The organism is Algoriphagus halophilus, from assembly GCF_900129785.1.
Taxonomy (GTDB): Bacteria; Bacteroidota; Bacteroidia; order Cytophagales; family Cyclobacteriaceae; genus Algoriphagus; species Algoriphagus halophilus.
In genome coordinates, this window is sequence record NZ_FSRC01000002.1 from 24,309 (window position 1) to 37,838 (window position 13,530).

General features: G+C 39.8%; 10 protein-coding genes. 6 read left to right on the plus strand and 4 right to left on the minus strand.

Going from position 1 to position 13,530, the window contains the following annotated elements:
- A complete protein-coding gene (gene ilvD / locus BUR11_RS12035) occupies positions 1 to 1,680 on the minus strand; it encodes a dihydroxy-acid dehydratase (RefSeq protein ID WP_074225252.1) in 1,680 nt (559 codons plus the stop codon).
- A 530-nt stretch (positions 1,681 to 2,210) separates the two neighbouring features.
- Between ilvD and ispE the strand changes: the two genes are divergently transcribed.
- A complete protein-coding gene (ispE, locus tag BUR11_RS12040) occupies positions 2,211 to 3,020 on the plus strand; it encodes a 4-(cytidine 5'-diphospho)-2-C-methyl-D-erythritol kinase (RefSeq protein ID WP_074225253.1) in 810 nt (269 codons plus the stop codon).
- On the opposite strand, the gene BUR11_RS12045 is transcribed toward ispE, so the two are convergent.
- From BUR11_RS12045 to tgt, 3 genes are read right to left on the minus strand one after another with little or no spacing between them, the layout of a single operon-like run.
- Entirely contained in the window at positions 3,017 to 3,931 is a 915-nt protein-coding gene (locus BUR11_RS12045; protein WP_074225254.1) for a DMT family transporter, read from the minus strand. The genes ispE and BUR11_RS12045 overlap by 4 nt on opposite strands.
- A complete protein-coding gene (locus BUR11_RS12050) occupies positions 3,932 to 5,005 on the minus strand; it encodes an LptF/LptG family permease (RefSeq protein WP_074225255.1) in 1,074 nt (357 codons plus the stop codon).
- Positions 5,006 to 5,008: 3 nt separating this feature from the next.
- Positions 5,009 to 6,139, minus strand: a complete 1,131-nt coding sequence (tgt, locus tag BUR11_RS12055; protein WP_074225256.1) for a tRNA guanosine(34) transglycosylase Tgt — start codon at positions 6,137 to 6,139, stop codon at positions 5,009 to 5,011.
- A 122-nt stretch (positions 6,140 to 6,261) separates the two neighbouring features.
- On the opposite strand from tgt, the gene BUR11_RS12060 reads away from it, so the two are divergent.
- The 5 genes from BUR11_RS12060 to trxA all read left to right on the plus strand — a co-directional run bounded on the left by BUR11_RS12060 (position 6,262) and on the right by trxA (position 13,471).
- A complete protein-coding gene (locus BUR11_RS12060) occupies positions 6,262 to 7,398 on the plus strand; it encodes a glycosyltransferase (protein WP_074225257.1) in 1,137 nt (378 codons plus the stop codon).
- The gene (locus BUR11_RS12065) at positions 7,389 to 8,000 is read left to right on the plus strand and encodes an RNA polymerase sigma factor (RefSeq protein WP_074225258.1); all 612 of its coding nucleotides are present in this window, start codon (positions 7,389 to 7,391) and stop codon (positions 7,998 to 8,000) included. The genes BUR11_RS12060 and BUR11_RS12065 overlap by 10 nt, the downstream gene beginning before the upstream one ends.
- Positions 8,000 to 8,644: a 16S rRNA (guanine(527)-N(7))-methyltransferase RsmG gene (gene rsmG, locus BUR11_RS12070; RefSeq protein ID WP_074225259.1), complete on the plus strand. Its 645-nt coding sequence runs from the start codon at positions 8,000 to 8,002 to the stop codon at positions 8,642 to 8,644. Before BUR11_RS12065 ends, rsmG begins: the two co-directional genes overlap by 1 nt.
- A gap of 88 nt (positions 8,645 to 8,732) precedes the next feature.
- Entirely contained in the window at positions 8,733 to 13,019 is a 4,287-nt protein-coding gene (gene dnaE / locus BUR11_RS12075) for a DNA polymerase III subunit alpha (RefSeq protein WP_074225260.1), read from the plus strand.
- Positions 13,020 to 13,150: 131 nt separating this feature from the next.
- Positions 13,151 to 13,471 (plus strand): thioredoxin, encoded by a 321-nt coding sequence (gene trxA, locus BUR11_RS12080; RefSeq protein ID WP_074225261.1) that lies wholly within the window; start codon positions 13,151 to 13,153, stop codon positions 13,469 to 13,471.
- Positions 13,472 to 13,530: the final 59 nt, after the last annotated feature.

Here is a 13,530-nt window from a genome sequence, read left to right on the forward strand (position 1 = left end):
TTAGAATTTATCTGTTACACAACCTTCGGATGCGGTGGCAACAAGTTTATTGTATTTTTTCAAAGTTCCCTGCAAATCAGAGATCTCTTTTGGCTTCCAGGTTTTCTTTCTTTCGGCCAGTTCTTCATCAGTAATCGCTACTGAAAGTTTTAAATTATCTGCGTCAATGGTGATAACATCTCCATTTCTCACCAATCCAATAGGTCCTCCACAAAACGCTTCTGGAGTAACGTGTCCTACTACAAAACCGTGTGTTCCACCGGAAAATCTTCCATCTGTAATCAATGCAACATCTGATCCCAAACCGGCTCCAATGATCATGGAAGTAGGCTTCAGCATCTCTGGCATACCGGGACCGCCTTTCGGTCCGATATTACGAATCACGATTACTTCTCCTTTTTCAATTTTATGATCCCTGATGGCGTCATTGGCATCTTGTTCTGAATCAAAAACATGGGCAGGGCCTGTAAAAGAGCTCCCTTCTTTTCCAGTGATCTTAGCCACAGCACCTTCTGGCGCTAGGTTTCCGGAAAGTATACAAAGATGTCCAGTAGCTTTAATTGGAGTCTCCAATGGGTGAATCACATTGACCATAGAAGGAATAATCGCCTCCACATTTTCAAGGTTTTCTGCCAAGGTTTTACCTGTAACAGTTAGACAATCCCCATGCAAAAACCCATTTTGAAGCATATACTTCATAAAGGCTGGAAGACCACCTTGCTCATGCAAATCCTCCATCATATACTTCCCAGAAGGTTTGAAATCACCAATCATAGGAGTTTTAGCATTGATCGCTTTGAAATCTTCTAGATTAAAATCAACCCCTGCAGTTCTGGCAATCGCAATGATGTGCATCACTGCATTGGTACTTCCTCCTAATGCGATGGCTACCGTCACTGCATTTTCGATACTCTTTTTAGAAATGATATCACTTGGCTTGATGTCTTTTTCTAGCAAGATTCTCATGTATTTATTAACCTCCTGACATTCTCTCAATTTTTCTGGAGAATTTGCAGGATAGGAAGAAGAATAAGGCAAGGACATCCCCATGGCCTCAATAGCTGAAGACATGGTATTGGCAGTGTACATACCCCCACAAGCCCCTTTGCCAGGACAAGCATTTCTTATTACTCCATCATAATCTTCATCTGAAATATCCCCATTGACACGCTTTCCAAATGCTTCAAAAGCAGATACAATATTCAGTTTCTCACCTTTATAATGTCCAGATGCTATGGTTCCTCCATAAAGTAAAATAGAAGGTCTATTTGTACGGATCATCCCCATCAAAGCACCAGGCATATTCTTATCGCAACCTGCTACCGCTATACATCCATCAAAAGAATGACCGATGATAAATGATTCTATGGAATCCGCAATGATCTCTCTGGAAACCAATGAGTAACGCATACCTAACGTCCCCATAGTTGTTCCGTCAGATATCCCGATGGTATTAAAAACTAAACCGGTCAGATCTTGCTCCTGGGAGGAGGCTTTGATCAGACCGGCAAAGTCGTTCAGGTGCATATTGCAGGGGTTACTTTCATAGCCACAACTCGCTATCCCTACAAATGGCTGTTTCATCTTTTTATCGCTCATGCCGGTGGCATACAACATAGCCATTCCGGCCGGATGCTCCGGATTTTCGCTGATTTCCCAACTGTGTTTTTTCAGGGTCATAATAGAGTGTAAAAAAAAGTGCCTCAGGTTTAGTGAGGCACTTTAGATTTGGTTAATTCATTATAAATAGTCTAGTGCCTCACATTTAACATCCAATGAGAATAATTAAGCTTAGCAAAATGACTACTTTAAACATAGTTATGTCGAATGATTTCTTGAATCGATTTTAATTTCTACACAAACTTAAAACTGAAATTTCAGACTTACAATATTTAATTTTACCTCAGCACTATTTGCCAGATATTTTATATAAGTAAATTCCGATTTTTCAATTTTAAATTCTACAAGAAAAGAATTTTACGCCGTTTTTTAAGAAATAGATTTGCCGTTTTTTCAATTTTCAAAATTTTGTACTGATTTCAGTTATTTGTGAAAATTTTTAAAAATCTCTGCCTTCTATTAAACAGATTCTAATTAAAGCATCATTTCTTTTAAAAAGAAAGATCATTTAAAGTTATTTAGTAAAAAGTCTGATCTTTTTCCTGCAAGACCAAGAATCTTCTAATTTTGGACAAATCCTTTACATTTCTATGATTTGCTTTCCCAACGCCAAGATCAATTTAGGCCTCCACATTACTTCCAAAAGAAAAGATGGATATCATGAGATTGAAACCTGCATGTATCCCATTCCACTTTTTGATGCGTTGGAAATAATTATTGACCATAAGAAATCTTCATGGAACAGCAGCGGGCTACCAATTCCTGGAAACCCAAAGGATAACCTCATCTTAAAAGCCTATCAATTACTCAAGAAAGATTTCCCTAACCTTCCCCAAATCAATGTCCATCTGCATAAAAACATCCCCATGGGAGCAGGTTTAGGAGGAGGATCTGCAGATGCCGCATTTGCCCTGAATCTGATGAACAACCTGTTTGATTTGATTTTAGACGACTTCTTTTTGGAAGAGTATGCCGCTGCATTGGGAAGTGATTGCCCTTTCTTTATAGAAAATACTCCAAAAATTGCCACTGGAAGAGGAGAGATACTTGAGGATGTAACTATTGATCTGAAAGGCACCCATTTGGTTTTGATCAATCCTGGAGTCCATATTGGAACGAAAGAAGCCTATGGTGGAGTAACTCCAGCCATCCCGGAAACATCTTTGAAGGAGGTATTGAAGGATCGTTCCAAATGGAAAGATCAGTTGACAAATGACTTTGAAGCTAGCGTATTTAACTCTCATCCGGAAATCAAAGTCATTAAAGAGCAATTGTACGAGGCAGGAGCTTTCTATGCCTCTATGTCTGGTTCGGGATCTTCCGTATTTGGGCTCTTTGAAAATAAGCCTGAAAAAATAGAATGGGAAAGCGACTATTTCGTTTTTGAGTCAGAGCTCTAAGAGATACCAGTCATTCTCTTCGATTTTCTCCTACGGTTAAAATAGTTTAGTACAGGATAGGACAACACCGAAACCAATATAATTCCAGTACCTAAATAAAATTCAGGTGTCATTTTTTCACTTTCTCCAAAAACCATTACAGCAAGCACAATTCCATAAACTGGTTCCAGGTTAATAGTCAGATTAATTGAAAACACCGATAAGCGTTTCATCAATTCTACTGATACTGAAAAAGCATATACTGTACACACTCCTCCAAGAATCAGAAGCCAAAACCAATCGTAACCTTCCCAATTAAGCTTCACTCCCCCATCACTGATGAATAACGAATAAAACGGCATAAACAGCGCAGAACATAAGCAAGCACCTGCCATCTCATAAAAGGTAATTTGATAGGGACTGTGTTTTTGCGTGAGATTTCCATTGATCACCGAAAACACTGCAGCAAGAAATGCAGAAGCAAGTGCCATTACCAATCCCAACCAATACCCACCTTCAAAAGAGAAGATCACCAACAATCCGGAAATTACCATCAAGCCAAGAGCCACTTCATACCATTTGATTTTGGTCTTGTTGAAAATTGGCTCTACAAAAGCGGTCCAAAGGGAAGTAGTAGCCATACCCGCAAGACACACCGAAGCGGTGGAAACTTTGGCTGACCAAAAGAATAAAATCCAATGAGTAGCGATAATAAATCCCACCCCTGTCACTTGGAGCATGTCTTTTGGCTTAATAATTAGCCTTTTCTTCTTAAGTAGGAATAGAAATGCGACTCCTATTGTGGCTATTAAGGTTCTGTAAAAAACCAGTTCGATGGAAGGAAGACTGATCAACAAACCTAAAATTGCTGTAAAACCCCAAATCAGCACTATGAAATGAAGCATCAAATAATCCTTTATCGAGGCAGTCATTTATCTTGGGACAGTTTTATAAAGCACCAATCCAGTTAAGGCAAATACGATATTTGGCAACCAAACAGAAAGTATCGGATAGGTCGCCCCATTTTCGGCAAAGGTCCTGGAAAGTATAAATAAAAGGATGTAAATAAATGCAAGCAAAAATCCCATGGCAATCTGAAACCCTGAACCTCCCCTTGTTTTCCTAGCCGACATGATCACGCCGATAAATGTTAATATGATGGCTGCAAAAGGAGACATGAATCGCACATATCGTTCAATTTTGTAGAATGCCACGTTATCAGCTCCTCGTTCTTCAAGCACCCTAATTTGTCTACCTAGTTCCGGAAGCTTTAGTGTTTCATGATGATTATCAGGCAAATCAAAATCGTTGGGAGTTATAGATAATGTGGTGTCTTTACGTTCCCCAACAGTATACTCCTCTCCTTTCTCCTTCAGTTCCCTCAGCCTCCAATTTCTTAATGTCCAGGCATTCTTTGCGGTATCCCACTCAATTCGATCGGAAGAAAGTTTAGCAATCAATTTCCCGTCTCTGATGGTTTCCAGTGTAAAGCTATATCCGGTATTCCCTATTTTATAAAACCTACTGAGATATGCGTATGAATCCGCCCCCACTTTTATGTGCTGATTGGTTTCAGAGGAAGTATTCTTCTTATCCAAGTAACTGACACGGAATTCTGTTACACCAGCAGTAGCCACAGGAAGCACCCATCCATTCAATAAAAAACTGACGCCTCCAATCATCATGGCTGCAAAAATAAATGGCCTCAATAATCTCGGAAAGCTTACCCCTGAACTTAAAATTGCAATGATTTCTGTCCTTCCCGCCATTTTGGAAGTGATGAAAATAACAGAAATAAATACAGTAATTGGGGTTAGTAGATTATTGAGATACAATCCATAATTCCCCATATATCGTAAAATTTCCTTGGTAGGAACATTATTACGAATGTAGGTATCATTCTTTTCAGTAAAGTCCAGCACCAACACAATAAGGACCAACATGACAACTACAAAAAAGTAGGTCTTCAAAAAATCCTTAATGATTAGTTTGTCGAGCAGTTTCATGGATTACAATCTGGTACTAACTTTTTTCACCATTTGATCTTTCCAAACGGCAAAGTCTCCTGCAAGGATATGTTCCCTCGCTTGTTTCACCAACCATAGGTAAAAGCTCAAGTTATGGATACTGGCAATCTGTGCGGCCAAAATCTCTTTACTAATTACTAAATGTCTTAAATAGGCTTTAGAATAAAATGTACTGACATGCCCTCCAATTGCTGAATCTATAGGGGAAAAATCATCTTTCCATTTCTCATTTCTGATATTAATGATCCCTTCAGAAGTAAACAGCATTCCATTTCGGGCATTTCTGGTAGGCATGACACAATCAAACATATCTACTCCCAAAGCAATACACTCCAAAATATTAGCTGGAGTGCCCACTCCCATTAAATACCTAGGTTTATCAGTAGGTAAAATATCCGTCACCAACTCCGTCATTTCATACATCATTTCGGCAGGTTCACCTACGGAAAGCCCTCCAATGGCATTCCCTTCTTGATGAGTATTGGCGATAAACTCAGCACTCTTTTGTCTTAGATCTTTATACACAGAACCCTGAACAATTGGAAATAGCGTTTGACTATACCCATACTTTCCTTCTGTAGCGTCAAATCTTTCAATACAACGCTTCAGCCACCGATGGGTCATTTCCATGGAATTCCTTGCATATCCATATTCACAAGGATAAGGAGTACATTCATCAAAAGCCATTATGATATCAGCCCCAATAGTACGCTGGATATCCATCACATTTTCTGGAGTAAAATGATGTTTGGAACCATCAATATGGGATTTGAACATCACCCCATCCTCCTTAATCTTCCTTGTTCCTGAAAGAGAAAAAACCTGATACCCTCCACTATCTGTCAATATTGGCTTTGACCAACCATTAAATTTATGGAGACCACCTGCTTTTTCCAGAATACCCAATCCTGGCCGGAGATATAAATGATAGGTATTCCCTAAAATGATCTCTGCTTTGACATCATACAACAATTCGCGCTGATGCACTGCTTTTACGGAACCAGCGGTCCCCACAGGCATGAAAATAGGAGTTTCTATTTCACCATGGTCAGTTTTAACTAACCCGGCTCTGGCTTTACTTTTAGAATCTTGATGAGATAAGGTAAACTTCATAGGTTAAAACGCAGAGTTGTAGAGGCAATCCGCAAAATGTATGATCTTGACTACAAAAATATACGCTTATTCTTAAATGACTTGCTGAATTTGATTTTATATTTGCCCAGCAAAATTGACCTATGGGCCTATTTTTACTTTGGTTTTTCTTCGGTGCGGGAATATTTATTCAGGTAATTTACCTGCTAATAATATTTGGGCGCACCGCGTTTTCAAAGCCTCAAAAGGCAAATTCGGACCCTCAAAAGGAAGAAGGGGTTACTGTTCTCGTCTCAGCACACAACGAGTTCAAAAACCTTAAAACCTTGATCCCTAAACTGTTCGATCAAGACTACCCTACATTTGATGTAATGATCGTGAATGATAGGTCTACAGATAGAACGAAGCGACTCTTAGAAGAAATGATGTCAATCTACCCAAGGCTTCGCTCCGTTACTATCAAGTACACCCCTGCCCATGTTACTGCCAAAAAGTTTGCCATGACACTGGGTATTAAAGTTTCTAAAAATGATGTGATACTATTGACAGATGCAGATTGCATCCCAAATTCAGATCAATGGATTCGCAAAATGACTGCTCCTGTCCGTCAGGAAGGAAAAACTTTTGCACTTGGATTTTCTGGGTACGAAAAAGCAAAAGGGTTTCTTAACAATTGGATCCAATATGAAACACTATTAACTGCCCTTTATTACTTATCTTTTGGTCTTTGGAAGGCCCCTTTTATGGGAGTCGGAAGAAACTTATGTTATAGAAGGAGTTTTTTCATGGAGGTAAAAGCATTTAAAGGGTTTTGGCATGTAGAAGGGGGAGATGATGATTTATTTGTCAACCAATATGCTACAGGAAAAAACACAGCGATTGTTTTGGATCCAGAGGCGAATACCACTTCCAAACCAAAAGTCACTTTCAAAGAATATATGGTGCAGAAGAAAAGACACCTTCATGCAGGAAAATATTATCGATCAGAAGACAAACAAAAAATTGGATTCTTCTCTCTTTCTCATGCATTATTCTGGTTAAGTGGTATAGGATTGCTGATTTATTTCGGAATTGGGCAGAGTTGGGAACAATTTTTAATTGTTTTCGGTATTATTCTATTAAGGTCTGTTATAGTTGTCCGTGTTTTTGCGTCAGCTAGTAAAAAGATCCAAGGGACTAAAGCTCCAAAAAATAGCTGGATGCATGATTTCTTGTATTTAGGTTACTTTTGGGTTTTGGGAACTATTTCCCACCAGGCAAAAGACATCCAATGGAAATAAACGAACGAGGTTTTTCAAATAAAGCACTAGAGGATTTTGCTTTGATCGATCAAGCGGTCCAAGGCAAAGATCAACAAGCCTATGCGAGTTTGATGAAAAGGTATAAAAAAGCCGTTTATTTCATGATCCTGAAAATGATCCGAAACGCAGATGATGCAGAGGATTTGACCATGGAGGCTTTTGCCAAAGCATTCAAAAATCTGGATCGTTTCAAAAAGGATTACACGTTTAGTACTTGGCTTTTTAGAATCGCGACTAACAATACCATTGATTTTATCCGAAAGAAAAAACTCAAAACCATGAGTTTAAACAACACTTTAACGGATGATGGAGGTAATTCAGTAAATATCGACGTTGAGGATGATGACAATAATCCACAAGATGAATTCATCAAATCCCAGCGAATCGAAATGGTAAGAATATTTGTTGATAAACTTCCTGCAAAATATCGTAAGCTGGTTCAGCTCCGTTATTTTGATGAATTATCGTACGAAGAAATTGCCCAAGAATTGGAAAAACCACTTGGTACTGTCAAGGCACAATTACACCGTTCCAGAGAGCTGCTATATGAAATAGCATCTGGCAAAGAAAAACATATTTAATGAACCCTGGAGTCGAACTTATTCAAGCTTATTTCCCAGAATTATCTGAAAAACAAGTAGAGCAGTTTTCAAGACTTGGCGAAATTTATTCTGACTGGAATTCCAAAATCAATGTGATCAGTCGGAAAGATATGGACCAATTTTATGTTCGCCATGTATTACACTCCTTGGGGATTTCCAAAGTGATGGCATTTCAGCCAGGCACCAAAGTATTGGACATTGGGACAGGAGGAGGATTCCCAGGAATTCCACTAGCCATTTTATTTCCAGACACGCATTTTCATCTGGTAGATTCCATAGGTAAAAAAATCAGCGTGGTAAAAGATGTCGCCAAACAACTGAAGCTTTCCAATGTAGAAGCTCAGCAAACCCGAGCTGAGCAATTGGTTAGGAAATACGATTTTGTGGTCAGTCGTGCAGTTACCCGAATGATCAATTTTTATCCTTGGGTAAAAAATAAAATCCGCAAAGAAGACTTCAATGAATATCCCAACGGCATCCTGTATTTAAAAGGAGGAGATGTGGATGAAGAACTGGAGGAACTTGGAAAATCCTATGTGGTTTATCATTTAGAAGACTATTTCAAGGAAGATTTTTTTGAGACCAAGAAGGTCGTATACATGCCTTGGGAGGACAAAAGGTAATTTTCTATAATCTCTGACAATTAGCACCAGAAGTACTGGCAGCTTTACAAGATTAGCCCTAATTTGAAGGCTCAATTTCCCAAGCTGTATGTATTTAATTTTTGATACCGAAACCACAGGTTTACCTCGCGATTACAATGCCCCTATGTCCGATGTGGACAACTGGCCCCGACTGGTTCAGTTAGCTTGGCAGCTGCATGACGCGACGGGAAAACTGATTTCCAATCATAATTATATTATCAAGCCGGAGGGATTTACCATTCCTTATAATGCCGAGAAGGTACACGGCATCTCTACCAAAAGAGCGTTGGCGGAGGGACATGACCTCAAGCAAATCCTCGGAATATTCGAAGGAGATGTTAGGCAGGCACAATATTTAGTCGGGCACAATGTTGAATTTGATATCAACGTCGTTGGTTCTGAATTTCTTCGTGCCGAGGCTCCGATGCCTTTGACCACGACCCAACTCGACACCAAAGATATATCTACGGAATTTTGTGCAATCCCAGGAGGTAGAGGTGGAAAATACAAATGGCCTACACTTACCGAACTGCATCAAAAACTTTTTGGGGAAGGCTTTGGAGATGCCCACGATGCTGCATATGATGTGGATGCTACAGCCCGTTGTTTCTTTGGGTTGATCACTCAGGGTGTCCAACCACCAGAAGCTGGACTGACACTTGAGCAAGTAATCTATGAGGCTCCCAAACTTGCAGAGGCAAATTTTGCCCAAGCAAAAGATGATCAAAAGGCCGCTGCCAAAGATATTCTAAAACAAGCAGGTAAAGCGGATATTTCAGACTTAACCGATGTCCCTTTTACTCACCTACATGTACATAGCCAATATTCCGTTTTACAGGCAACTTCTGAAATCCCCGCATTGGTCAGTAGAGCAAAAGAGCTGGGAATGAGTGCCATTGCCTTAACTGATCATGGCAATATGATGGGGGCTTTCCATTTCGTTAAGGAGGCCATGGCCAAGGAAATCAAACCTATTCTAGGCTGTGAATTCAATCTATGCAGGGACAGGAAGAACAAGTCCAATAAAGACGATGGTTTCCAGACAGTATTGATAGCCAAAAATAAGGCAGGCTATCATAACCTCGCAAAACTGGCATCCTACGCCAACATTGAAGGTTTTTACTACGTCCCAAGAATTGATCGGGAAGTATTGGTGGAATACAAAGAAAACTTAATCGCCACCACCGGTGGACTTTGGGGAGAAATCCCTTTCCTAATTTTGAATGTCGGAGAAACCCAGGCAGAAGAAGCATTCCTATGGTGGAAAGAACAATTTGGTGAAAACTTTTATGTAGAACTCAACCGACATGGGGTTCCAGAAGAAGAAAAAGTAAATGAAGTGTTGTTGGGTTTCGCCAAAAAGCATGATGTAAAATATTTTGCTGCCAACAACACTTATTATAATCAAAAGGTCGATGCCAAAGCCCATGATGTGTTATTGTGTGTAAAAGACGGGGAATTGGTAGAAAAACCGAAAAAATACATCGGGAAGCGGGGAAGAGAATTTAGGTATGGTTTTCCAAACGACGAATTCTATATCAAAAGTCCCGATGAAATGAAGAAGCTTTTCGCCGATTTACCAGAAGCAATTGAATGCACTCAGGAAATCGTCGACAAGATTGAAGCTTATAAACTTGCAAGAGAAGTATTGCTTCCAAAGTTTGATATTCCAGAGCAATTCAAGCATCCAGAAGATGAAGTAGACGGAGGAAAAAGAGGTGAAAATGCATTTTTAAGACACCTCACCTACGAAGGTGCACGGAAAAGGTACAAGGAGATCACTCCTGAAATTGAAGAAAGGCTGGATTTCGAATTGGCCACCATTGAAAAAACAGGGTATCCTGGCTACTTCTTAATTGTCCAAGACTTTACAGGTGAGGCTAGAAAAATGGGGGTTTCGGTCGGCCCAGGAAGGGGATCAGCTGCAGGATCAGCTGTAGCTTACTGTATTGGAATCACCAATGTGGACCCTATCGAGTATGATCTCCTTTTTGAGAGATTCCTAAATCCTGACAGGGTTTCCCTTCCCGATATTGATATTGACTTTGACGATGAAGGAAGGCAACGGGTAATTGATTACGTGATCAAAAAATACGGTTCTAACCAAGTAGCCCAAATTATCACCTACGGTACCATGGCTGCAAAATCAGCTATACGGGATACTGCTAGGGTTTTAAATTTACCATTGGCGGAAGCCGGAAAATTGGCCAATCTAGTCCCTGACATCAAACTGAAGGCATTGTTTGGGATGGCTGGAAATAGAGCCGCTTTATCCGATAAATTAAAAGGACAAGGTGAGTTGATCGCTAAGGCAGAGGAATTGATCCGGATTTCCAAAGGGCAGGATGATTTATCCAAAACCATCAATCAAGCAACCATGTTGGAAGGCTCTGTTCGAAACCTTGGAATTCATGCCTGTGGAGTGATCATTACTCCTGACGATATTACCAACTTCGTACCTGTGGCTTTGGCGAAGGATTCAGACATGGTCTGTACCCAGTTTGACAACTCAGTGGTAGAGTCTGCAGGGCTTTTGAAGATGGACTTCTTGGGTCTTAAAACCCTTACCTTAATCAAGACCGCTATTCGAATTGTCAAAGAAAGGCATGGGATAGAATTGGATGCCGATAATTTCCCTATCGATGATGAAAAAACCTATGAGCTTTTCCAAAGAGGTGAGACCGTAGGGATATTCCAATATGAATCTGCTGGGATGCAGAAATACATGCGAGAACTGAAACCAACTGTTTTTGCTGACTTAATTGCCATGAACGCCCTGTATAGACCAGGACCTTTGGCTTACATCCCTTCCTTCATTAAGAGAAAACATGGCCTAGAACCAATCGAATACGATTTGGAGGACATGAAGGAATACCTGGAAGAAACCTATGGTATTACGGTTTACCAAGAGCAGGTGATGTTGTTGTCCCAAAAACTAGCGGGATTCACCAAAGGTGAGGCTGACGTTCTCCGTAAAGCGATGGGTAAGAAGCAAAAGGATGTCTTGGATAAAATGAAACCTAAATTCATTGAACAGGCATCTGCCAAAGGTCATGACGCAAAAAAACTAGCTAAAATATGGACTGACTGGGAGGCCTTTGCATCTTATGCATTCAACAAATCTCACTCCACCTGCTATGCTTGGATTGCTTATCAGACTGCTTATTTAAAAGCACATTATCCTGCGGAATACCTAGCTTCGGTATTGAGTAATAACATGAATGACATTACTCAGGTCACTTTCTTTATGGAAGAATGTAAACGCGCAAACATTCCTGTACTTGGCCCTGATGTCAATGAATCGAAAAATGGATTTACGGTAAATGCAGCTGGAGAAATCCGATTTGGAATGGCAGCAATTAAAGGAGCTGGCTCTGCTGCGGTAGATGAAATTATCAAAGAAAGAGAGGCCAACGGACCATTTAAAAACATCTTTGATTTTGCGAAGCGGGTCAACTCCAAAGCTCTAAACAAGAAAACCATGGAAGCTTTAGCCATGGCAGGTGGCTTTGATTGCTTTAAAGAGCATCATAGAAGACAATACCTAGAAGCGGCAGATGGTGATTTAACCCTGATTGAAAAGGCTACAAAATATGCCCAAAAGGTGCAGCAGGAAGAAGAAAGTGCCCAAGTAAGTTTATTTGGTGGAAGTGGTGGCAGCATGGATATTCCTTTGCCATCAGTGGCACCCATGGAGCCTTTTTCCCAGTTACAACAATTAAACATAGAGAAAGAGGTGGTAGGCCTTTATATCTCCGGGCATCCCCTTGATCAATACCGACTGGAAATAGAATCCTTTACCAATGCCAACCTTCCAGAATTAAATGATCTGGAAAGTCTCAAAAACAAAAAAGAACTAAAGATTGCTGGATCAGTCAGCAGTTTTGCACATAGAACCACTAAAAATGGAAAGCCTTTTGGCACTTTAACGTTAGAAGATTACCATGGAGGGTTCACTTTCTTCTTATTTGGAGAGGATTATGTGAAGTTTAAAGAGTACTTCATGACGGGATGGTTTCTATTCCTAACCGGGCAAGTGGTCGGTAAAAAGTGGGCAGAAAACGAGCTGGAGTTTAAAATCACCAATATCATGTTATTGAGTGAAGTTCGAGGTAAAATGGTCAAAGGATTACGTGTGAATATTGACTTGGATGATTTGACTTATGATTTAATGGAAAAACTGCAGTCCATTACCGAGAAATACAAGGGGGATGCGAAGCTGTATTTTGATGTGGTAGATAGAAAAGAGAATATTTCATTGGAGCTTTTCTCTAAAAAATTCTCCATTGATCCTAGCGCTGAGATGATTAATGAGTTGAAAGAAATTCCAGAAGTCGTCTATAAAGTAATCTAAAGTTCTGACTGCCTATTAATTTTATCAATGGGCAATAGATAAAAAAATGAAATCCATCGGAACTTATTATCCTTCAATCGGCTTTTGCTCATATATTTGGAAAAATTAAGCAAAATTAAACTAAACATACAATGGGAAAAGCAATTGAAATCACGGATGCTAATTTCGAAGAAGTAATCAAATCAGAACAACCAATTTTGGTAGACTTCTGGGCAGAGTGGTGTGGACCTTGTAAAATGATTGGTCCTGTGGTAGAAGAATTAGCAGGTGATTATGAAGGAAAAGCAGTGATCGGCAAAGTAGATGTCGACTCAAACCCTTCTGTAGCACAAGCATTCGGAATCAGATCTATACCTACACTATTATTCTTTAAAGGTGGAGAAATTGTAGACAAACAAGTTGGAGCTGTTCCAAAATCTGTATTGGCTCAAAAATTAGATGCTCAGCTTTAATAAAGCGAAACAATAGAAGTTAAGCCGTAAGGAATTCCTTGCGGCTTTTTTTTATCTTA

What these genes read in the sequence shown, in the direction of transcription:
- BUR11_RS12060 (WP_074225257.1), top strand. Translation starts at nt 6,262, where the DNA reads ATGGGCCTATTTTTACTTTGGTTTTTCTTCGGTGCGGGAATATTTATT.
- ilvD (WP_074225252.1), bottom strand. Translation starts at nt 1,680, where the DNA reads ATGACCCTGAAAAAACACAGTTGGGAAATCAGCGAAAATCCGGAGCAT.
- BUR11_RS12045 (WP_074225254.1), bottom strand. Translation starts at nt 3,931, where the DNA reads ATGACTGCCTCGATAAAGGATTATTTGATGCTTCATTTCATAGTGCTG.
- rsmG (WP_074225259.1), top strand. Translation starts at nt 8,000, where the DNA reads ATGAACCCTGGAGTCGAACTTATTCAAGCTTATTTCCCAGAATTATCT.
- trxA (WP_074225261.1), top strand. Translation starts at nt 13,151, where the DNA reads ATGGGAAAAGCAATTGAAATCACGGATGCTAATTTCGAAGAAGTAATC.
- BUR11_RS12050 (WP_074225255.1), bottom strand. Translation starts at nt 5,005, where the DNA reads ATGAAACTGCTCGACAAACTAATCATTAAGGATTTTTTGAAGACCTAC.
- BUR11_RS12065 (WP_074225258.1), top strand. Translation starts at nt 7,389, where the DNA reads ATGGAAATAAACGAACGAGGTTTTTCAAATAAAGCACTAGAGGATTTT.
- dnaE (WP_074225260.1), top strand. Translation starts at nt 8,733, where the DNA reads ATGTATTTAATTTTTGATACCGAAACCACAGGTTTACCTCGCGATTAC.
- tgt (WP_074225256.1), bottom strand. Translation starts at nt 6,139, where the DNA reads ATGAAGTTTACCTTATCTCATCAAGATTCTAAAAGTAAAGCCAGAGCC.
- ispE (WP_074225253.1), top strand. Translation starts at nt 2,211, where the DNA reads ATGATTTGCTTTCCCAACGCCAAGATCAATTTAGGCCTCCACATTACT.